Genomic DNA, 21,676 nt, shown 5'->3' with positions numbered 1-21,676 from the left:
CCCCCCCCCCCCCCCCCCCCCCCCCCCCCCCCCCCCCCCCCCCCCCCCCCCCCCCCCCCCCCCCCCCCCCCCCCCCCCCCCCCCCCCCCCGGCGCGTCCGGGGCCGGCGGCCCCGACCACGGACCCCGACCCCCGGGACCCGCGCACCGGCCCCGGCCGCCCGCGATGCGGGCAGGGGGGAACAGGCCGGCGGAACCCTCGCTACCATGGGATATCCGGACCTGACCGGGCACCGGATCCGCTTGAGGAGCGCTCTTGCCAGACGAGGTCCAGCCACTCTCCGCCGCGCAGCCCGACCCCCAGGCCGACAAGGCCGCGGCGCCCCCCGCCACGCCCCAGCCGGCCCCGCTCGCGAAGCCCGCGCCCGCGCGGCCCGCGCCGGCGAAGCCCGCCGGGTCGTCCAACCGCGTGCGCGCCCGGCTCGCCCGCCTCGGAGTCCAGCGTTCCAACCCGTACAACCCGGTACTGGAACCCCTGCTGCGCATAGTCCGCAGCAACGACCCGAAGATCGAGACGGCCACCCTCCGCCAGATCGAGCAGGCCTACCAGGTCGCCGAACGCTGGCACCGGGGCCAGAAGCGCAAGAGCGGCGACCCGTACATCACCCACCCGCTCGCGGTCACCACCATCCTCGCCGAGCTCGGCATGGACCCGGCCACCCTGATGGCCGGCCTGCTCCACGACACCGTGGAGGACACCGACTACGGGCTGGAGGACCTGCGCCGCGACTTCGGCGACGCCGTGGCCCTCCTCGTCGACGGCGTCACCAAGCTCGACCGGGTCAAGTTCGGCGAGGCCGCCCAGGCCGAGACCGTCCGCAAGATGGTCGTCGCCATGGCCAAGGACCCCCGCGTCCTCGTCATCAAGCTCGCCGACCGCCTGCACAACATGCGCACCATGCGCTACCTCAAGCGGGAGAAGCAGGAGAAGAAGGCCCGCGAGACCCTCGAGATCTACGCCCCGCTGGCCCACCGGCTGGGCATGAACACCATCAAGTGGGAGCTCGAGGACCTCTCCTTCGCGATCCTCTACCCCAAGATGTACGACGAGATCGTCCGCCTCGTCGCCGAACGCGCCCCCAAGCGGGACGAGTACCTCGCCATCGTCACCGACGAGGTGCAGACCGACCTCAGAGCGGCCCGCATCAAGGCCACCGTCACCGGCCGGCCCAAGCACTACTACAGCGTCTACCAGAAGATGATCGTCCGCGGACGCGACTTCGCGGAAATCTACGACCTGGTCGGCATCCGCGTCCTCGTCGATACCGTCCGCGACTGCTACGCGGCACTGGGCACCGTCCACGCCCGCTGGAACCCGGTTCCGGGGCGGTTCAAGGACTACATCGCGATGCCCAAGTTCAACATGTACCAGTCGCTGCACACGACGGTCATCGGGCCCAACGGCAAGCCGGTCGAGCTCCAGATCCGCACCTTCGACATGCACCGCCGCGCCGAGTACGGCATCGCCGCGCACTGGAAGTACAAGCAGCAGACCGTCGCCGGCGCCTCCAAGATCCGCACCGACGTGCCGCAGGCCGCCAAGGGCAGCGCCGGCCAGGACACCGTCAACGACATGGCCTGGCTGCGCCAGCTGCTGGACTGGCAGAAGGAGACCGAGGACCCGGGCGAGTTCCTCGACTCGCTGCGCTTCGACCTCTCCCGCAACGAGGTCTTCGTCTTCACCCCCAAGGGCGATGTCATCGCCCTGCCGGCCGGCGCCACCCCGGTCGACTTCGCGTACGCGGTCCACACCGAGGTCGGCCACCGCACCATAGGCGCCCGTGTCAACGGCCGCCTCGTCCCGCTCGAGTCCACCCTCGACAACGGCGACCTCGTCGAGGTCTTCACCTCCAAGGCCGAGGGCGCCGGCCCGTCCCGGGACTGGCTCGGCTTCGTCAAGTCCCCGCGGGCCCGCAACAAGATCCGCGCCTGGTTCTCCAAGGAGCGCCGCGACGAGGCCATCGAGCACGGCAAGGACGCCATCGCGCGGGCCATGCGCAAGCAGAACCTGCCGATCCAGCGCATCCTCACCGGCGACTCCCTCGTCACCCTCGCCCACGAGATGCGCTACCCCGACATCTCCTCGCTGTACGCGGCGATCGGCGAGGGCCACGTGGCCGCGCAGGGCGTCGTCCAGAAGCTGGTCCAGGCCCTCGGCGGCGAGGAGGCCGCCAACGAGGACATCGAGGAGAGCGTCCCGCCGTCGCGCGCCCGCACCAAGCGGCGCGGCAGCGCCGACCCCGGTGTGGTCGTCAAGGGCGTCGACGACGTCTGGGTCAAGCTGGCCCGCTGCTGCACCCCGGTCCCCGGCGACCCGATCATCGGGTTCGTCACCCGCGGCAGTGGCGTATCGGTTCACCGCGCGGACTGCGTCAACGTGGACTCCCTCTCCCAGCAGCCCGAGCGGATCCTCGAGGTCGAGTGGGCGCCCACCCAGTCCTCGGTCTTCCTGGTCGCCATCCAGGTCGAGGCACTGGACCGCTCCCGCCTCCTCTCGGACGTCACCCGGGTCCTGTCGGACCAGCACGTGAACATCCTCTCGGCGGCCGTCCAGACCTCCCGCGACCGGGTGGCCACCTCCCGGTTCACCTTCGAGATGGGCGATCCGAAGCACCTGGGCCACGTCCTGAAGGCCGTACGGGGCGTCGAGGGCGTCTACGACGTCTACCGCGTCACCTCGGCCCGCAGGCCGTAGGCCGGACCGGGCAACGGACGCACGAGGGCCCCGGCACGCGATCGCTCGACCGCGTACCGGGGCCCTCGTACTGTGTCCCGGGTACCGGTGGCTCAGCCGCCGAACTCCTCCAGGCCCTTCAGCGCCTGGTCCAGCAGGGCCTGGCGGCCCTCCAGCTCGCGCCCCAGCTTGTCGGCCTTGGCGTTGTTGCCCGCCGCACGCGCCGCGTCGATCTCCTCACGCAGCTTGTCGACCGCCGCCTGGAGCTGACCCGTCAGACCGGCCGCACGGGCCCGCGCCTCCGGGTTCGTACGCCGCCACTCGCCCTCCTCGGCCTCCTGGAGCGCCCGCTCCACGGCGTGCATCCGGCCCTCCACCCGGGCGCGGGCGTCCCGCGGCACGTGGCCGATGGCTTCCCAGCGCTCGTTGAGCGAGCGGAACGCGGCACGGGCCGCCTTCAGGTCCGTCACCGGGACGAGCTTCTCGGCCTCCTCGGCCAGCTCCTCCTTCAGCTTCAGGTTCTCCACCTGCTCGGCGTCGCGCTCGGCGAACACCTCGCTGCGCGCCGCGAAGAACACGTCCTGCGCACCGCGGAAACGGTTCCACAGGTCGTCCTCGGCCTCGCGCTGCGCCCGGCCCGCCGCCTTCCAGTCCGCCATCAGCTCGCGGTAGCGGGCGGCCGTCGGACCCCAGTCCGTCGACTTCGACAGCGACTCGGCCTCGGCGACCAGCTTCTCCTTGACCTTGCGGGCGTCCTCGCGCTGGGCGTCCAGCGCCGCGAAGTGCGCCTTGCGGCGCTTGGAGAAGGCGGAACGGGCGTGCGAGAAGCGGTGCCACAGCTCGTCGTCGGACTTGCGGTCCAGCCGCGGCAGCCCCTTCCAGGTGTCCACCAGGGCACGCAGCCGCTCGCCCGCGGCCCGCCACTGGTCGCTCTGCGCCAGCTCCTCGGCCTCGGCCACCAGCGTTTCCTTGGCCGTCCGGGCCTCGTCCGCCTGCTTGGCCTTCTGCGCCTTGCGCTCCTCGCGCCGCGCCTCCACCTCCGCGACCAGCTTGTCCAGCCGCACGCGCAGCGCGTCGAGGTCGCCCACCGCGTGGTGCTCCTCCACCTGCACGCGCAGGTGGTCGATCGCCGTCTGGGCTTCCTTGGCGGACAGATCGGTGGTCCGCACCCGCCGCTCGAGGAGGCCGATCTCGACCACCAGGCCCTCGTACTTGCGCTCGAAGTAGGCCAGGGCCTCCTCGGGGGTGCCCGCCTGCCACGAGCCGACGACCTTCTCCCCCTCGGCAGTACGCACGTACACGGTGCCCGTCTCGTCGACGCGGCCCCACGGGTCGCTGCTCACAGCGCCTCCTCCACCTGATGCCTGCGAAGGGGTTCACCCCCGGGCATCGTCCACAGTTTCCTGGGGCGGGCAGCGCCCGCCCTGCACAACGCCAACATAGGCGACCGCCGGGCCGGCTGTCCGCATCCCGCACGACGGAATATCGCCGAAGGGGGCGCGGGGCCGGCCGGGCGCGCCGCCGGGCCGTCAGTTCTGGGTGACGGTGCCCTTCTGGATGACCACCGGGGTCTTCGGGGCACCGTCCTGGCCGCCGTCGGCCGTACCGGCCTTGGCGACCTCCTCCAGCGCCTTCAGACCCGCCGCGTCGATCTTCCCGAACGGGGTGTAGGACGGCGCCAGCGGGCTGTCCTTGTAGACCAGGAAGAACTGGCTGCCGCCGGTGTGCGGGCGGCCGGTGTTGGCCATCGCCACCGTGCCCGCCGGGTACACCACCTGGCCCTGCTCGTTCGGCTTGCCCAGGGCGTCGAGGTTCTCGTCCGCGATCGTGTAGCCGGGGCCGCCCATGCCGGTGCCCTCCGGGTCGCCGCACTGGAGCACGTGGATCCCGGAGGTCGTCAGGCGGTGGCACTTGGTGTTGTCGAAGAAGCCCTTGTCCGCCAGCGCCTTGAACGAGTTGACCGTCTCCGGGGTCTTGGCCGCGTCCATCTCGACCTTGATCTCACCGGCGCTCGTCTTCAGCGCGAAGGTGTACTTGGCCTTCTGGTCGATCGCCATCGCCGGGGCCGGGGACTGCTTCGGCGTCGGCGCGGCCGACGGGCTCGCGGACGGGTCCGCCGCCTCGTCCTTCTTGCCCGAGTCGAAGACGCCGTCGACGATCAGGCCGACCAGCGCGGCGACCACCACGGCCACCGCCGCGCCGATCACCACCGCCCGCTGCCGCCCCTTGCGCCGGGCCTCGGCCCGACGCTGCTGCTGACGCTCGAACTTCTCCTTGGCGAGCTGTCGCCGCCGCTGATCGCTCGTGACCACCGGGTCGTCTCCTTGTACGTGTCTGGTACCGCTGTCCGGGCTCGGTTAGGCCGTACCGTATATGGGTTCGCTGTGGAACGAGCCGCGCCGGTAGGCTCTGAGCAGCAGCATTGGCGATCGACGGCCGCTGCCGACCCTCCCGCCGGACACGAATGAGGACGAACGTGCTGATTGCCGGGTTCCCCGCAGGGGCCTGGGGGACCAACTGCTACGTGGTCGCCCCCGCCGCTGGCGAGGAGTGCGTGATCATCGACCCGGGCCACCAGGCTGCCCAGGGGGTCGAGGAGACGCTGAAGAAGCATCGGCTTAAGCCCGTCGCGGTCGTCCTTACCCACGGCCACATCGACCATGTGGCCTCGGTGGTCCCGGTGTGCGGAGCGCACGACGTTCCCGCCTGGATCCACCCCGAGGACCGCTACATGATGAGCGACCCGGAGAAGGCCCTCGGCCGCTCCATCGGCATGCCGCTCATGGGCGAGCTCACCATCGGCGAGCCGGACGACGTCCGCGAGCTCACCGACGGCGCCGGGCTGAAGCTGGCGGGCCTCGACTTCACGGTGGCGCACGCGCCCGGCCATACCAAGGGGTCGGTGACCTTCCGGATGCCCGAGCAGGCCGACATCCCCTCGGTGTTCTTCTCGGGCGACCTGCTCTTCGCCGGCTCCATCGGACGCACCGACCTGCCCGGCGGCTCCCACGCCGAGATGCTCGAGTCGCTGGCCCGCGTGTGCCTGCCGCTCGACGACTCGACCGTGGTGCTGTCCGGCCACGGTCCCCAGACCACCATCGGCCGCGAGCGCGCGACCAACCCGTACCTCCGGGACGTCGCCGCCGGCCTCGGAGCGGACCCGACCGCCGCTCCACGACGAGGAATGTGACGAGACTTTCGTGAGCACCTTCAAGGCCCCCAAGGGCACGTACGACCTGATCCCGCCGTTCTCGGCGAAGTACCTGGCCGTCCGCGAGGCCATCTCCGCGCCGCTGCGCAAGGCGGGCTACGGGTACGTCGAGACGCCGGGCTTCGAGGACGTCAACCTGTTCGCCCGCGGCGTCGGCGAGTCCACCGACATCGTCAGCAAGGAGATGTATTCCTTCGAAACGAAGGGTGGAGACAAGCTCGCCCTTCGTCCCGAAGGTACGGCGTCCGTGCTGCGTGCGGCCCTTGAGGCCAGCCTGCACAAGCAGGGCAACCTTCCGGTCAAGCTCTGGTACTCCGGCTCGTACTACCGCTACGAGCGCCCGCAGAAGGGCCGGTACCGCCACTTCTCGCAGGTCGGCGCCGAGGCGATCGGTGCCGAGGACCCCGCCCTGGACGCCGAGCTGATCATCCTGGCCGACCAGGCGTACCGCTCGCTGGGCCTGAGCAACTTCCGGATCCTGCTGAACTCGCTCGGCGACAAGGAGTGCCGCCCGGTCTACCGCGAGGCGCTCCAGACCTTCCTGCGCGGGCTCGACCTGGACGGGGAGACCCTGCGCCGCGCCGAGATCAACCCGCTGCGGGTGCTCGACGACAAGCGCGCCGACGTCCAGAAGCAGCTGGTCGACGCCCCGCTGCTGCGCGACTACCTGTGCGACGCCTGCAAGGCGTACCACGAGGAGGTCCGCGCGCTGATCACCGCGGCGGGCGTGGCCTTCGAGGACGACCCGAAGCTGGTCCGCGGCCTCGACTACTACACCCGCACCACGTTCGAGTTCGTGCACGACGGCCTGGGCTCCCAGTCCGCGGTCGGCGGCGGCGGCCGCTACGACGGCCTGTCCGAGATGATTGGCGGGCCCGCGCTGCCGTCGGTGGGCTGGGCGCTCGGCGTGGACCGGACCGTCCTCGCCCTGGAGGCCGAGGGCGTCGAGCTGGACATCCCGGCGGCCACCAGCGTCTTCGCCGTCGCCATCGGCGAGGAGGCCCGCCGGCTGCTCTTCGGCAAGGTCATCGAGTTGCGCAAGGAGGGCATCGCGGCGGACTTCTCGTTCGGCGGCAAGGGCCTCAAGGGCAGCATGAAGGACGCGAACCGCTCCGGCGCCCGCCTCGCCGTGGTCGCCGGCGAGCGGGACCTGGCCGAGGGCGTCGTACAGCTCAAGGACATGGAGTCCGGCGAGCAGGCGGCCGTTCCGCTGGACGCGCTGGTCGAGAGCGTGCGCGCGAAGCTTGCGTGACGCGGTGGGGCCGGACGGCGCACGCTGTCGTCCGGCCCCACGCCCCGCGATTGCGGGGAGCGCTCAACCGCCCGGCGACCGGCGGCCGTACGCGGTTGCACCCCGGCCAGGCCACAGGTCCGTGCGGCAGAATGCACGCATGACGACTACAGGCGACAAGACCGTGCGGACCGTCGGCGCGAGCCGGGCGCTGGCCTGGCTGCTGGTGATCACCGGCGCGGCCGGGCTGCTGGCGGCCTGGGTGATCACGATCGACAAGTTCAAGCTGCTCGAGGACCCGAACTTCACGCCGGGCTGCAGCCTCAACCCCGTCGTCTCCTGCGGCAACATCATGAAGAGCGAGCAGGCGGCGGTGTTCGGCTTCCCGAACCCGATGCTCGGGCTCGTCGCCTACGGCATCGTGATCTGCGTCGGGATGAGCGTGCTCGCCGGGGCCCGGTTCCGCCCGTGGTACTGGCTGACCTTCAACGCGGGCTGCCTCTTCGGCGTCGTCTTCTGCGCCTGGCTGACCTACCAGTCGCTGTACACCATCAACGCCCTGTGCCTGTGGTGCTGCCTGGCCTGGGTCGCCACGATCTTCATGTTCTGGTACGTCACCGCGCACAACGTGCGCGAGGGGATGCTGCCCGCGCCCGGCTGGCTGCGCAGCTTCCTCGACGAGTTCGCCTGGGTGCTGCCGGTCCTGCACGTCGGGATCATCGGCATGCTGATCCTGACCCGCTGGTGGGACTTCTGGACCTCCTGAGCCCGCCCCGGGCTGTCGGCGGGAGCGCTTAGGCTTCCCGTGTGGAACCAGACCTGTTCACCGCCGCAGCCGAAGAGCGCCAGGAGAAGGACCCGGCGAGCTCCCCGCTCGCCGTCCGGATGCGCCCGCGCAACCTGGACGAGGTCGTCGGCCAGCAGCACCTGCTGAAGCCCGGATCGCCGCTGCGGCGGCTGGTCGGGGAGGGTGCGGGCGGGCCGGCCGGCTCCTCGTCGGTGATCCTGTGGGGCCCGCCCGGCATCGGCAAGACCACCCTCGCGTACGTGGTGAGCCAGGCGACGCAGAAGCGCTTCGTGGAGCTGTCCGCCATTACCGCGGGAGTGAAGGAGGTACGGGCGGTCATCGAGGGCGCCCGGCGTGCGGCCGGCGGGTACGGCAAGGAGACCGTCCTCTTCCTCGACGAGATCCACCGCTTCAGCAAGGCCCAGCAGGACTCGCTGCTCCCGGCGGTGGAGAACCGCTGGGTGACGCTGATCGCGGCGACCACCGAGAACCCGTACTTCTCGGTCATCTCCCCGCTGCTGTCGCGCTCGCTGCTGCTGACGCTGGAGCCGCTGACCGACGAGGACCTGAGCGCGCTGATGCGCCGGGCCCTGACCGAGGGGCGGGGGCTGGGCGGGGCCGTCTCCCTGCCGGCGGACGCCGAGGCGCACCTGCTGCGGATCGCGGGCGGGGACGCCCGGCGGGCCCTGACGGCGCTGGAGGCCGCGGCCGGCTCGGCGCTGGCCAAGGGCGAGGACGAGATCAGCCTGAAGACCGTGGAGGAGACGGTCGACCGGGCGGCCGTGGCCTACGACCGGGACGGCGACCAGCACTACGACGTGGCGAGCGCGCTGATCAAGTCGATCCGCGGCTCGGACGTGGACGCCGCCCTGCACTACCTGGCCCGGATGATCGAGGCGGGGGAGGACCCGCGGTTCATCGCCCGGCGCCTGATGATCTCGGCGAGCGAGGACATCGGCCTGGCGGATCCGACGGCCCTGCCGCTCGCGGTGGCCGCGGCGCAGGCGGTGGCGATGATCGGCTTCCCGGAGGCGGCGCTGACCCTGTCGCACGCGACGATCGCGCTGGCGCTGGCCCCGAAGTCGAACACGGCGACGACCGCGATCGGCGCGGCGCTCGCGGACGTCCGGGCGGGCCTGGCGGGGGCCGTTCCGGCGCATCTCCGGGACGGGCACTACAAGGGCGCGGCGAAGCTCGGGCACGCGGTGGGCTACGTGTACCCGCACGACGTGCCGGGCGCCATCGCGGCGCAGCAGTACGCCCCGGACGCGGTGCACGGCAAGCGGTACTACGAGCCGACGCGCTACGGCGCGGAGGCGCGGTACGCGGATGTGGTGGAGAAGGTCCGCGAGCGCCTGCGCGGCTCCTGAGCGCCTGCGCGGCTCCTGGCTAGCCGCCGGCCGCGGCGAAGAGGTTCTGCATGGCGCGGCGCAGCCCGCGGACGTCGCCGACGGGGGCGGGGAAGTCGAAGCGGGCGTCGAAGGAGGACGCCGAGTCCGGGCAGGTGAAGCGGACCCGCAGGCCCAGCCGGTCCAGGGCCAGCGGGACGGCGGTCAGGCCCGCGCTCTCCCGCGGTCCCAGCAGGGAGCCCAGGTCGCCGATCCGGTCCCGGTGGGCGGCGGCGAGGTGCTGGAGGAGCTCCGTCTCGTAGGCGGCCACCGGGTCGGGCTCGGCCGCGGCGAGGTCGTCGGGGTCCACGCGCTCGGCGCCCCACAGGTCGTCCACCGAAATCTCGCCGACCTCCAGCCGGAGCAGCACCCACTGCGGGCGGCCGTGCAGCCGCAGCAGCTCGCCCACCGGGTGGCGCTCGGCGAGCAGCGCCGCGCAGGCGGCCCGGTCCTCCTCGCCGACCCGGGTCAGCCACCCGGCGAGCCAGGCGCGGCCTCGGATACGATGGGCCACGGACACCGGCGCCACATCCGTGATCTCGATCACGGCGGTGAGGTCGTCGTCCTGGGCGTGCGCGGCTGCCCTGGCAGCCGTGGAATCCCCTGACACCAGGAGGATCACGTCCCCGTCCGGGGTGACGGTCGCAGCGGCCGGCATCCCTGTCCACCACTCTCCCTGGTCACGAGCACCGGGCAGCGTGAGGGATACTGAGGCGTTGGACTCTACGAGGGTTCGTACGCGTTCGGCTCCGGTGAGCTGCCGAACGCCTTCCCTGGGACGCGGCTGACCTTGCTTATCGTCGTCGAAAGCGGATTCCGTTTCGTTGGAATCCGAACTCCGATGCGCACTGGGCAAGGGGATCCCATGCGGTCGAGACATTACGTCCTCCTCGATAAGGTAAGCCTCACCTAACTTACATGGAGGTAGGTTCCCCGTGAACCAGAAGCGACCCAAGGTCAAGAAGTCGCGCGCTCTCGGCATCGCCCTGACGCCGAAGGCCGTCAAGTACTTCGAGGCCCGCCCCTACCCGCCGGGCGAGCACGGCCGTGGCCGCAAGCAGACCTCGGACTACAAGGTCCGTCTGCTCGAGAAGCAGCGTCTGCGCGCTCAGTACGACATCTCCGAGCGTCAGATGGCCCGCGCGTACGACCGCGCCAAGAAGGCCGAGGGCAAGACGGGCGAGGCGCTGGTCGTCGAGCTCGAGCGTCGTCTCGACGCCCTGGTCCTGCGTTCGGGCATCGCCCGCACCATCTACCAGGCCCGCCAGATGGTCGTCCACGGCCACATCGAGGTCAACGGCGCCAAGGTCGACAAGCCGTCGTTCCGCGTCCGCCCGGACGACGTCATCACCGTCCGCGAGCGCAGCCGCGAGAAGGTTCCGTTCCAGATCGCCCGTGAGGGTGGCTACGCAGGCGAGGGCGAGACCCCGCGCTACCTGCAGGTCAACCTGAAGGCCCTGGCCTTCCGCCTGGACCGCGACCCGAACCGCAAGGAGATCCCGGTCATCTGCGACGAGCAGCTCGTCGTCGAGTACTACGCCCGCTGATCCGGCAGGCGTAGCCTCACAGGCTGGTCAGCCCGCCGGTTCCCCCTCGGGGGAGCCGGCGGGCTTCCTGCTTTTCCGGGCCCGGCGGACGACGTACCCCGCCCGACGGGGCCGCACGGACCCGGGGCAAGATTGTTCCCGCCTCCTGCGGGCCGGTGGGCCGGGATTTCCGGTTCGGCCGCGTATCTCCGGCGCGATAGGGTCGGAGAACGACTTTTCTACGTAGTGATCAACATGCAGAGAGCGGTGCAACGTGTCCGGTGGAGAGGTGGCCGGGATCCTCGTGGCCGTCTTCTGGGCAATCCTGGTCTCCTTCCTGGCCGTGGCGCTGGCGAGGCTGGCCCAGGTGCTCAGGGCGACCACCAAGCTGGTGGCCGAGGTGACCGAGCAGGCCGTCCCCCTGCTGGCGGACGCCTCCACGACCGTCCGCTCCGCGCGCACGCAGCTCGACCGGGTCGACGCCATCGCCAGTGACGTCCAGGAGGTCACCTCCAACGCGTCCGCGCTGTCGTCCACCGTGGCCTCCACCTTCGGCGGCCCGCTGGTCAAGGTCGCGGCCTTCGGCTACGGGGTCCGCAAGGCCCTGAGCCGGACCCAGGAGGGTGCGCCGCCCGCCGCGGAGCGACGTACCGTGATCGTTGGGCGTACGGTGCCGGCGGCCCGGCGCCGGAAGCAGAAGGGCTGACACACGCCGATGTTCCGCCGAGCCTTCTGGTTCACCGCAGGCGCAGCCGCCGGCGTGTGGGCCACCAACAAGGTCCACCGCCAGCTGAAGAAGCTGACGCCGGAGAGCCTCGCCGCCCAGGCCGCAGACAAGGCCGTGGAGGCGGGCCATCGCCTCAAGGAGTTCGCCCTCGACGTCAAGGCGGGAATGTCCCAGCGCGAGGACGAGCTGAATGACGCACTGGGGTTGCACCAGGACCCCGACCGGCCCGACCACGCCCCCGTCCTCCCCGGGCCGCGGCGGATGCGGGCCATCCAGAACGACCCGCACCGCAAGACCACCCACCGACCGAACTTCTCCCACATCAACCGGAATGAGGACCACTGATGGAGTCGGCTGAGATTCGCCGCCGCTGGCTGAGCTTCTTCGAGGAGCGCGGTCACACCGTCGTCCCTTCGGCGTCGCTCATCGCGGACGACCCGACTCTGCTCCTGGTCAACGCGGGCATGGTCCCGTTCAAGCCGTACTTCCTCGGTGAGACCAAGCCGCCCGCCCCGCGGGCCACCAGCGTGCAGAAGTGCGTCCGTACCCCGGACATCGAAGAGGTCGGCAAGACCACCCGCCACGGCACGTTCTTCCAGATGTGCGGCAACTTCTCCTTCGGCGACTACTTCAAGGAAGGCGCCATCAAGCTGGCCTGGGAGCTGCTCACCACACCCCAGGACAAGGGCGGCTACGGCCTGGAGCCGGAGAAGCTCTGGATCACCGTCTACCAGGACGACGACGAGGCCGAGGACATCTGGGCCAACGTCATCGGCGTCCCGCGCGAGCGCATCCAGCGCCTGGGCAAGAAGGACAACTTCTGGTCCATGGGCGTGCCCGGCCCCTGCGGCCCCTGCTCCGAGATCAACTACGACCGCGGTCCCGAGTTCGGCGTCGCGGGCGGCCCCGCCGTCAACGACGAGCGGTACGTGGAAATCTGGAACCTCGTCTTCATGCAGTACGAGCGGGGCGCCGGCGACGGCAAGGAGGACTTCCCGATCCTCGGCGACCTGCCGTCCAAGAACATCGACACGGGCCTCGGCCTGGAACGCCTGGCGATGATCCTCCAGGGCGTCCAGAACATGTACGAGACCGACACCCTGCGCGTCGTCATGGACAAGGCCACCGAGCTGACCGGCGTCCGCTACGGCCAGGCCAAGGACACCGACGTCTCGATGCGCGTGGTCGCCGACCACATGCGCACCTCCGCCATGCTCATCGGCGACGGCGTCACCCCCGGCAACGAGGGCCGCGGTTACGTGCTGCGCCGCATCATGCGCCGCGCCATCCGCAACATGCGCCTCATGGGCGCCACCGGCCCCGTGGTCAAGGACCTCATCGACGTCGTGATCGACACGATGGGCCGGCAGTACCCGGAGCTCATCACCGAGCGCAAGCGCATCGAGACCGTGGCCCTCGCCGAGGAGGCCGCGTTCCTGAAGGCCCTCAAGGGCGGCACCAACATCCTCGACACCGCGGTGACCGAGACCAAGGCCGCCGGCGGCACGGTCCTCTCCGGCGACAAGGCGTTCCTGCTCCACGACACCTGGGGCTTCCCGATCGACCTCACCCTCGAGATGGCCGCCGAGCAGGGCCTCAGCGTGGACGAGGCCGGCTTCCGCCGCCTGATGCAGGAGCAGCGCGACCGCGCCAAGGCCGACGCCAAGGCCAAGAAGACCGGCCACGCCGACGTCTCCGCCTACCGCCTGATCGCCGACAACGCCGGCGCCACCGAGTTCACCGGCTACACCGCCACCCAGGGCGAGTCCACCGTCGTCGGCCTGCTGGTCAACGGCATGCCCTCGCCCGCGGCCTCCGAGGGCGACGAGGTCGAGGTCGTCCTCGACCGCACCCCCTTCTACGCCGAGGGCGGCGGCCAGCTCGCCGACCAGGGCCGGATCAAGCTCGACACCGGCGCCGTCATCGAGATCCGCGACGTGCAGCAGCCGGTCCCCGGCGTCTCCGTCCACAAGGGCTCCGTCCAGGTCGGCGAGGTGACGGTCGGCGCGTCCGCGTACGCCGCCATCGACGTCAAGCGCCGCCGGGCCATCGCCCGCGCCCACTCGGCCACGCACCTGACCCACCAGGCGCTGCGCGACGCCCTCGGCCCGACCGCCGCCCAGGCCGGTTCCGAGAACAGCCCCGGCCGCTTCCGCTTCGACTTCGGCTCGCCGAACGCCGTCCCCGGCTCGGTCCTCACCGACGTCGAGCAGAAGATCAACGACGTGCTCTCCCGCGAGCTCGACGTGACCGCCGAGATCATGAGCATCGACGAGGCGAAGAAGCAGGGCGCCATCGCCGAGTTCGGCGAGAAGTACGGCGAGCAGGTCCGCGTCGTCACCATCGGCGACTTCTCCAAGGAGCTGTGCGGCGGCACGCACGTCGGCAACACCGCCCAGCTGGGCCTGGTGAAGCTGCTCGGCGAGTCCTCCATCGGCTCCGGCGTGCGCCGTGTCGAGGCCCTCGTCGGCGCGGACGCCTACAGCTTCCTCGCCAAGGAGCACACGGTCGTCGCCCAGCTCCAGGAGCTGGTCAAGGGCCGTCCGGAGGAGCTGCCGGAGAAGATCGCCTCCATGCTCGGCAAGCTGAAGGACGCCGAGAAGGAGATCGAGAAGTTCCGCGCGGAGAAGGTCCTCCAGGCCGCCGCCGGCCTCGCCGAGAACGCCCAGGACATCCGCGGCGTCGCCCTCGTCGTGGGCCAGGTGCCGGACGGCACCGGCGCCGACGACCTGCGCAAGCTGGTCCTCGACGTCCGCGGCCGCATCCAGGGCGACCGCCCGGCCGTCGTGGCCCTGTTCACCACGGCGGGCGGCCGCCCGCTGACCGTGATCGCCACCAACGAGGCCGCCCGCGAGCGCGGGCTCAAGGCCGGCGACCTGGTCCGCACCGCCGCCAAGACCCTCGGCGGCGGCGGTGGCGGCAAGCCGGACGTGGCCCAGGGCGGCGGCCAGAACCCGGCCGCCGTCCCGGAGGCCATCGCCGCGGTCGAGCGCCTGGTCGTGGAGACGGTCTGACCATGACACTGCGCCGCGGCCGCCGTCTCGCCATCGACGTCGGGGACGCCCGTATCGGGGTCGCCACCTGCGACCCCGACGGGGTGCTCGCCACACCGGTGGAAACCGTTCCGGGCCGGGACATCCCCTTCGCCCACCGGCGGCTGCGGCAGCTCGTCGAGGAGTACGAACCCCTGGAAGTCGTGGTCGGCCTGCCCCGCTCGCTCAGCGGTCGGGAAGGGCCGGCCGCGGCCAAGGTGCGCGCCTTCGCCGCCGAACTCGCCAAGGGCATCAAGCCCGTGACGGTCCGCCTGGTGGACGAGCGGATGACCACGGTCACCGCCGCCCAGGGGCTGCGGGCCTCCGGCCGCAACGCCAAGAAGGGGCGGTCGGTCATCGACCAGGCCGCCGCTGTGGTGATCCTTCAAAATGCTCTTGAGACCGAACGGGTATCGGGTAATCCGCCTGGCGAGTGCGTCGAAGTGGTTGTCTGATCGCGGTACGGTAACGTTCCGCGAGACGCGGCGACATTCGAACAGTCGTCGCCCACCACTTCAGAGGCGGAACCGGGTGCCGTGGCGGCGCGAGCCACGAGCACTCCGTCTCGCGGCTCTAGGGGATCGATGACTGAATATGGCCGGGGCCCTGGCTCCGAACCGTGGCACCCGGGGGACCCGCTGTACGGCGACCCCGGGTGGAACGGGCACGAGGCCCAGCAGGGCCGGATGCCTTACGGCGGTGGCCCGCAGCAGCAGTATCCGCAGGAGCCGCAGTACCAGCAGCACTACGTCCAGCAGGGCCAGTACCCGGACCAGATGCAGGGCTACGCCCCGCAGCAGGCCCACCAGCAGATGCACCCGCACGCCCACCAGCAGGTCCACCCGCAGCAGCAGGTGTACGGCGGCGGCCAGGCCTGGGACACCGGCCAGGGCCACTACGCCGTCGCCGACCCGCAGGCCCCCCAGGCGTACCCCGTAGCCGACCCGCAGGCCCCCGACGCGTACCCGTCCGCCGACCCGTACGCGGGCGCGGACCCGTACGCGCAGCAGCCCGTCGGCGGCTACCCGGGGGAGGCCCCCGACCTCTACGGGACCGAGGAGTCCTACCCGCCGCCGGAGCCCCCGGGCCGGCGCCGCCCGGCTCCCGACCCGGAAACGGAACCCGAAGCCGACGAGGACGACGAGGACGAGGACACCGCCTCGGCGACCGACGGAGGCCGCGGCGGGCGCCGCGCGGGCCGCTCGAAGGGCAAGGGCAAGGACAAGCCGAAGCGGAGCGGCGCCGCCTGCCTGGTCGCCTCCCTCGTGATCGTCGGCGTCCTCGGCGGTGGCGGCTACTACGGCTACAGCTACCTCAAGGCGAGGTTCGGCGCGGCCGAGGACTACACGGGCGAGGGCACCTCCGAGTCCGTCGAGGTGCAGATCCCCAACGGTGCCGGGCTCGGGCAGATGGGCCGCATCCTCAAGGAGCACGGGGTGGTCGCCAGCGCGGAGGCGTTCGTCGCCGCCGCCACGGCGAACAAGAAGGGCACCTCCATCCAGCCCGGCGTCTACACGCTCAAGAAGAAGATGTCGGCAGCGTCCGCCGTCGCGGTGATGGTCGACCCCTCCAAGCTCAACGTCCTCACCATTCCCGAGGGCAAGCGGGCCATCGAGGTGTACGACATGATCGACAAGAAGCTCGGCAAGCCCGCGGGCACCACTGCGGAGATCGCCAAGCGCGATTCGAAGAACCTGGGCCTGCCCGCCTGGGCGGCCGATAACACGAAGATCAAGGACCCGCTGGAAGGGTTCCTCTTCCCGGCGCGCTACGACGTCACCAAGGAAACGACCCCCGAGTCGCTGCTCAAGCAGATGGTCCGCAACGCCAGCGACCAGTACGCGAACCTCGGCTTCGAGGCCAAGGCGAAGTCGCTCGGCCTGGAGACCCCGCTCCAGCTGGTCACGGTCGCGAGCCTGGTCCAGGTCGAGGGCAACAAGCACGACGACTACCGCAAGATGTCCGAGGTCATCTACAACCGCCTGAAGAAGACCAACGACGTCACGAACCAGAAGCTCGAGTTCGACTCGACCATCAACTACATCAAGGGCACGAGCAACATCAACGTCTCCCGCGAGGAGACGCGCAAGCTCGACAACGCCTACAACACCTACCTCTACAAGGGCCTCACCCCGGGACCGATCAGTAACCCGGGCAGCGAAGCCCTCAACGCCGCACTCGACCCCGACAAGGGCGGCTGGATGTTCTTCGTGTCGGTCGACGGAAACACGACGACCTTCACCAAGACCTACGACGAGCACACGAAACTGGTCGCGGAGTTCAACGAGCGTCAGCAGCAGCAGAAGAAAAAGCAGAACGGCGGGTAGGTAGAAACAGATGTCACGCATACGGGCCGCGGTGCTGGGTTCGCCGATCGAGCACTCCCTCTCACCGGTGTTGCACCGCGCCGCGTACCAGGAGCTCGGCCTCGACGACTGGTCCTACGACCGCTTCGAGGTCGACGAGGCCGCGCTCCCCGAGTTCGTCTGCGGCCTCGGCCCCGAGTGGGCCGGGCTGTCCCTGACCATGCCGCTCAAGCGGGCGATCATCCCGCTGCTCGACGGCATCAGCGACACCGCCGCCTCCGTCGAGGCGGTCAACACCGTCGTCCTCACCGAGGACGGCCGCCGCCTCGGCGACAACACCGACATCCCCGGCATCGTCGCCGCCCTCCACGAGCGCGGCGTCGACAAGGTGGAGAGCGCCGCCATCCTCGGCGCCGGCGCCACCGCCTCCTCCGCCCTGGCCGCCCTCGCCCGGATCTGCACCGGCGAGGTCACCGCCTACGTCCGCTCGCGGCTCCGTGCCGACGAGATGCTCCAGTGGGGCGAGCGGCTCGGCGTCCCCGTCCGCACCGAGGAGTGGTCGCATGCCGCCGAGGCCCTCACCGCGCCCTTGGTGATCGCCACCACCCCGGCAGGCGCCACCGACAAGCTGGTCGGCGCCGTCCCGGACGCTCCCGGCACCCTCTTCGACGTGCTCTACGAGCCCTGGCCGACCGCCCTCGCGGCCGCCTGGTCGGAGCACGGCGGCCGGCTCCTCGGCGGCCTGGACCTCCTGGTCCACCAGGCGGTCCTCCAAGTGGAGAAGATGACGGGTAGATCCCCTGCGCCGCTTGAGGTAATGCGGCAGGCGGGCGCCGCTGCCCTCTCGTCCGCCACCCGAAGGCGCGTTTGAGATCGTTCAACGGATGCGTGGCCGAGTTCGCAGGCCAAGCGACGGCGTAATGTGATCCGGCGAACGTTCGCTCCACCGCCCAGGGGTTGGGCTGGACTGGGATCCTCTCTGTCCGGGCTGTTTGTGGATGATGTCCACAGTGCGGTGAATGTCGTCGGTCCACCAGATGGCTGGTGAAGCCCTGGTCCGCCCAGATCAGTCGTACCGTCGGGTGGTCCGGACGGAATGGAATCTGGTCTGTCACGGCTGCTCGGCGTCAGTCCCACCCGGGTGTCGACGTAGCCGAGTCGCCGGTTTATCTCGATGGCGTTCATGTTCGCTGGGCGGTGTAACGATCGGATTTTGCCTACGTCGCACGGCAGGCCTGCGAATCAAAATGCCGAACCGCTCCATCGCGGGTGGACTGTTCAGCTTCGGTGGATACTCGATTTGTCTCCAGTTGAGATGTGGAGACGAGCAGTCCATATGCTCGGCAGGCTCCATGGTGATTACCAGAACCAGTCCGCGTCTTTCAAGGGCGGTTGCCGGGAAGCTCGGCATCGGCTCGACCGAGACGCCCCGTGAGTGGGTTCGCCGGGACCAGGTCGATTCGCTTCCTCATATGACCCGCTCCAGCCTTGAGGTGAGACCTGGAGCAACCCTGTCGATGGAGTGAGAGCAAACATGAACATTAAGTCCGTGATCGCCTTGAAGTGTACATTGTTGGGTATATCTGGATAAACTATCCAGATATAGGAACTCTGCCATTCCATCCCCGGACCTGGGGCAGGGCGGCTTCAAGTTCCCGGCAGGAGCGGGCTGTCGGTGATGCCTCAGATCCAGATGGCGTGTTCGGGTGCGTCCCGGATCGCGCGGGTGGTCTTGGCGATGTTGTCCGCTCCCAACAGCCGCAGCCTGCCGATGGCCAGATTTCGCAAGGCGGCCATCGCTCGCGGCGCGCTGCCGGTGCGGACGGTGGAGGCACCCTCGGCGAACACCACATCTCTGACATGATGGCTGGAATTTTCGATTCCCCAGTGCCCGCGCACGTATCCGCTCAGGTCAGCAGGGCTGGCTTGGTGGGTGTCGAGGCTGGTGACGGCGTAGACCGTCTCCCGGGTCTGCCGCTTGCCGCTCTCGTGGCGGCGCCGGTGGATGCGCAGGGCCAGCCGTGCTTCCGGGAAGGCGATTCCGCCCAGGTTCGCCGCGATGGCCATGGTCTTGACCGAGGGGGACTCCTGCCGCCCGTGCCCGGTCCCGGAGACGGTGTGCGCTACGGGCACCTGCTCCCGTGGCTGGGCCTTGATCTGGGCCGATGCGGTCGGCTGGTTTCCTTTGATCGCCGCGATGCAGTGGGCGTTCTTGTCCTGCACCAGCCAGCGCACCTGGTCCTTGACGCTGTGCAGAGCGTCGAAGGTGGCCACGGCGCCGGCCAGATCGATGGGTTCCAGCAGTGGGCGGAAGGCAGCAGTCTCGTCAGTCTTGCCCCTTACCTCCCGCTGGGCCAGGGTGACGGTGGGGGCGTGGGTGACGGCGGACAGCAGGTGCCGGTGGCGCTGTTGTCGGTGTGCGGAGCCGGACAGCGCCTTGCCGTCCACTGCGATCGCCAGCCGCGGTGCCGGGCCGGTGCCGCCGACGTCGGTGTGATCGCGTTCGGCCAGGTAGGCGCCGAACGCGGCGTCCAGGGCGTCGCCGTCGAGGGCGGCCAGGAGCCGGGTGAGGGTGGCATGGGACGGGGCGCGGCGACGTCCGGGCAGGTGGCGGCGGATGTCGAGCTGTTCCAGCACCGTGGTGGTGGCGCGCTGTCCCCACTCGGTGATCTCGGTGATGGTCCGGGCGCCGGAGACGACTGCGCAGGCGCAGATCAGCAGCAAGCCGACCAGGGGATACCACCGCCCGCGACGCGAACGCGGGTCGGGTACGCGCTCGAGGTGGGCGCGCAGGCGGCCGGTGTCGTACTGGTGGAGGGGACCCAGTTTCGCCAGGACGGCAGGGATCGGGGGGATGGAGTGGCAGGCACGGGACCTCGATGTGATCAGCCGGCGTAGACGCCCTGATGATCACCGGTCTCGTGCCTGTGCTGTTGCTGCGTCAACTCCTGCCCCACGCAGACGATCTACGCGATCCCAAAACTTGCAACCGCCCTGCTACCCGACAATCGCAAACGACTCCACTCGGCAGTCGGATACATGACGCCGCGTGAGGCGTATCTCGAGCGTCGCAACATGAGGCTCGCGGCGTAGGTTTCAGGCGTACGGCGACTGTCCGGAAGGCGCGCGGCCCCTCACACGAAAGGTGTCCTGACCTGCGAAGATTCGAGTGCCTAGAACGAATCGGGAACGCAGAGCGGGGCACCTTTCTGGTGAGCGAGCGTACAGGGTGGGACGAGCGGCTCGTCGTACGGGCTGACGGCCGGGGACTGGTGGGGCATGCGGGGGCGGTGTTGCTGCGCAAGCTCGCCGACCGGGTCGGGCTGACCGCGGCGCTGGCGCAGGTGTTGCCCGGCGGGAGTGGGCCGGGATGGCGGGACCGCTCTGCGGTCATTGTCCAACCCGCCGTGGCGATCATGCTCGGCGGGAGGAATCTCTCCGAGGCCGAGGCTCTTCAGTCCCACCACCAGCGGCTTTCGGCCCGCCGGTCTCGGACTCGACCACCCACCGCACCCTGGCCGCCGCGTCGACGGCGCCGGAGCCACCCATGAACTCCATGAACACCTCGCCGCGCTGAACACCTGGCGCCGCACCGTCCGCTTTACCACCGGCTGGACCATCACCGACGCCGACGAGAAGGCCATCGCAGTGCTGCCCGAGACCGCCTGGGAGACCTCCCTGAACCAGGACGGCACCGTCCAGGAGGGCTACTTCGTCGCCGAGCTGACCGGCCTGAACACCCGGACCGGATGGATCAAGGACGTGCGGCTGATCGTCCGCCGCGTCAAGCCCTCGGGCCGGCAGGCAAAGGACCTGACCGCCTTCGAGAAGAAGACCGGCTGGAAGTACTCCGTCACTGCCACCAACATCAGCAAGATGACCCGGATCCCGGGCTCCCACCAGGCGCAGTGGCTCGACGCGGCCCTCGGTCTGCACAACCTCCCTCGAAGTCCCTGGGCATCAACGAGAGTTGGATGCTCACCGCGAACCTGGCCGCCGACCTGGACGCCTGGCTCCGGCTCCTGAGCCTGCACGATCACAAGGACCTGGCCGACGCGGAACCCGACACGATCCGCTTCCGGCTCTACCATCTGCCCGCCTGGCTCAGCCGACACGCCCGCCGACGATGGCTCCGCATCGAACGCTTCTAGCCCTGGGCCAGCGCGTTCACCACCGCCTGGGCCAGGATCCTCGCTCTTCCGGCCGTCACCTGACGCCCGGCCCCGGCCCCGACGAAGACCAGAACGGAGGAGACCCGCAAACCCCGGACCCGTGGAACCCGGCGCACCACGCAGCGACACGCGACGACCCCGAACCTCACCACAGGGCAAACCGGGGTGAACCGATCATCCCGCGAACGCGACGCCATCACCGAAGGGTCGAGGCCAGGCATGGATACCGGCCAATTTTCGCCACGCAGTCAGCCACACCGTCGAAGGACGAAGAGTCCGGACTCAGCTGAAGTTCCATCAACTTTCTGAGCAAACAGCTCACTTGGCGACCATGCCCGGTGAGCCAACGAAGCCTCACTCAGCACCAATGCTCGAACAACTGTCCGCTCGCGCCGCTAGGCTTCAGCAGGGGTCGACCGCGGTAGCCACTCAAATCCGCGCGATTGCCCGAACGCGGGCTCGAGGGGCGGCCGATACATGAGGGCTGCTTGCACTACGCGATCAGAAGTGTCGCTGGTAGCACTGGTCTGCATCATTGCGCAGGGCAACTGACCGCCAGGGGTCGTCGCGACCGGTTCGAGCTTGCCACTTCCCCGCACGTATCGAGGAGTCAAAGGAGCGGA

Annotated in this window: 18 protein-coding genes; 14 read left to right on the top strand and 4 right to left on the bottom strand. The window is 70.1% G+C overall.

Features of this window, described 5'->3' with window-relative positions:
* Positions 1-255 precede the first annotated feature (255 nt).
* The gene (locus tag AC068A_RS13605) at positions 256-2,694 is read left to right on the top strand and encodes a RelA/SpoT family protein (protein WP_478584485.1); all 2,439 of its coding nucleotides are present in this window, start codon (positions 256-258) and stop codon (positions 2,692-2,694) included.
* Positions 2,695-2,786: 92 nt separating this feature from the next.
* On the opposite strand, the gene AC068A_RS13600 is transcribed toward AC068A_RS13605, so the two are convergent.
* Positions 2,787-4,016 (bottom strand): DUF349 domain-containing protein, encoded by a 1,230-nt coding sequence (locus AC068A_RS13600; protein WP_478584483.1) that lies wholly within the window; start codon positions 4,014-4,016, stop codon positions 2,787-2,789.
* Between the two features lie 186 nt (positions 4,017-4,202).
* Positions 4,203-4,985 carry a peptidylprolyl isomerase gene (locus tag AC068A_RS13595; protein WP_478584481.1) on the bottom strand — a complete coding sequence of 261 codons (783 nt, stop codon included), beginning with the start codon at positions 4,983-4,985 and terminating at the stop codon, positions 4,203-4,205.
* Between the two features lie 164 nt (positions 4,986-5,149).
* On the opposite strand from AC068A_RS13595, the gene AC068A_RS13590 reads away from it, so the two are divergent.
* From AC068A_RS13590 to AC068A_RS13575, 4 genes are all read left to right on the top strand, one after another.
* Positions 5,150-5,863, top strand: coding sequence for an MBL fold metallo-hydrolase (locus AC068A_RS13590; RefSeq protein WP_478584479.1), 714 nt, complete (start codon positions 5,150-5,152; stop codon positions 5,861-5,863).
* A gap of 10 nt (positions 5,864-5,873) precedes the next feature.
* On the top strand, positions 5,874-7,136 hold the full coding sequence (gene hisS / locus AC068A_RS13585; RefSeq protein ID WP_478584478.1) for a histidine--tRNA ligase: 1,263 nt from the start codon (positions 5,874-5,876) through the stop codon (positions 7,134-7,136).
* A 139-nt stretch (positions 7,137-7,275) separates the two neighbouring features.
* The gene (locus tag AC068A_RS13580) at positions 7,276-7,881 is read left to right on the top strand and encodes a vitamin K epoxide reductase family protein (protein WP_478584476.1); all 606 of its coding nucleotides are present in this window, start codon (positions 7,276-7,278) and stop codon (positions 7,879-7,881) included.
* A 41-nt stretch (positions 7,882-7,922) separates the two neighbouring features.
* Positions 7,923-9,272 carry a replication-associated recombination protein A gene (locus AC068A_RS13575; protein WP_478584474.1) on the top strand — a complete coding sequence of 450 codons (1,350 nt, stop codon included), beginning with the start codon at positions 7,923-7,925 and terminating at the stop codon, positions 9,270-9,272.
* Positions 9,273-9,291: 19 nt separating this feature from the next.
* On the opposite strand, the gene AC068A_RS13570 is transcribed toward AC068A_RS13575, so the two are convergent.
* Entirely contained in the window at positions 9,292-9,948 is a 657-nt protein-coding gene (locus tag AC068A_RS13570; RefSeq protein ID WP_478584472.1) for a DUF2470 domain-containing protein, read from the bottom strand.
* Positions 9,949-10,225: 277 nt separating this feature from the next.
* Here AC068A_RS13570 and rpsD point away from each other — a divergent pair, with 277 nt between their 5' ends.
* The 7 genes from rpsD to AC068A_RS13535 all read left to right on the top strand — a co-directional run bounded on the left by rpsD (position 10,226) and on the right by AC068A_RS13535 (position 17,752).
* Positions 10,226-10,837 (top strand): 30S ribosomal protein S4, encoded by a 612-nt coding sequence (rpsD, locus tag AC068A_RS13565; protein ID WP_361091565.1) that lies wholly within the window; start codon positions 10,226-10,228, stop codon positions 10,835-10,837.
* 253 nt (positions 10,838-11,090) lie between these two features.
* Positions 11,091-11,522 (top strand): DUF948 domain-containing protein, encoded by a 432-nt coding sequence (locus tag AC068A_RS13560; protein WP_478584470.1) that lies wholly within the window; start codon positions 11,091-11,093, stop codon positions 11,520-11,522.
* A gap of 9 nt (positions 11,523-11,531) precedes the next feature.
* The gene (locus AC068A_RS13555; protein ID WP_478584468.1) at positions 11,532-11,888 is read left to right on the top strand and encodes a DUF6167 family protein; all 357 of its coding nucleotides are present in this window, start codon (positions 11,532-11,534) and stop codon (positions 11,886-11,888) included.
* Positions 11,888-14,557: an alanine--tRNA ligase gene (gene alaS, locus AC068A_RS13550; RefSeq protein WP_478584467.1), complete on the top strand. Its 2,670-nt coding sequence runs from the start codon at positions 11,888-11,890 to the stop codon at positions 14,555-14,557. The genes AC068A_RS13555 and alaS overlap by 1 nt, the downstream gene beginning before the upstream one ends.
* 2 nt (positions 14,558-14,559) lie before the next feature.
* Positions 14,560-15,030 carry a Holliday junction resolvase RuvX gene (gene ruvX, locus AC068A_RS13545; protein WP_403562892.1) on the top strand — a complete coding sequence of 157 codons (471 nt, stop codon included), beginning with the start codon at positions 14,560-14,562 and terminating at the stop codon, positions 15,028-15,030.
* A 129-nt stretch (positions 15,031-15,159) separates the two neighbouring features.
* Positions 15,160-16,902, top strand: coding sequence for an endolytic transglycosylase MltG (mltG, locus tag AC068A_RS13540; RefSeq protein ID WP_478584464.1), 1,743 nt, complete (start codon positions 15,160-15,162; stop codon positions 16,900-16,902).
* Between the two features lie 10 nt (positions 16,903-16,912).
* Positions 16,913-17,752, top strand: a complete 840-nt coding sequence (locus tag AC068A_RS13535) for a shikimate dehydrogenase (protein ID WP_478584462.1) — start codon at positions 16,913-16,915, stop codon at positions 17,750-17,752.
* An 812-nt stretch (positions 17,753-18,564) separates the two neighbouring features.
* On the opposite strand, the gene AC068A_RS13530 is transcribed toward AC068A_RS13535, so the two are convergent.
* Complete coding sequence (locus tag AC068A_RS13530) at positions 18,565-19,674, bottom strand: ISAs1 family transposase (protein ID WP_478584499.1); 1,110 nt, start codon at positions 19,672-19,674, stop codon at positions 18,565-18,567.
* 600 nt (positions 19,675-20,274) lie between these two features.
* On the opposite strand from AC068A_RS13530, the gene AC068A_RS13525 reads away from it, so the two are divergent.
* Together AC068A_RS13525 and AC068A_RS13520 are read left to right on the top strand one after the other, a co-directional pair.
* Complete coding sequence (locus AC068A_RS13525; RefSeq protein ID WP_478584461.1) at positions 20,275-20,907, top strand: hypothetical protein; 633 nt, start codon at positions 20,275-20,277, stop codon at positions 20,905-20,907.
* Positions 20,856-21,032 carry a hypothetical protein gene (locus tag AC068A_RS13520; RefSeq protein ID WP_478584459.1) on the top strand — a complete coding sequence of 59 codons (177 nt, stop codon included), beginning with the start codon at positions 20,856-20,858 and terminating at the stop codon, positions 21,030-21,032. The genes AC068A_RS13525 and AC068A_RS13520 overlap by 52 nt, the downstream gene beginning before the upstream one ends.
* Positions 21,033-21,676: the final 644 nt, after the last annotated feature.

Source organism: Streptomyces sp. NPDC043854, assembly GCF_056436005.1.
The sequence above is the reverse complement of the archived record's forward strand: the minus strand, read 5'-3'. Positions and strand labels throughout refer to the sequence as shown.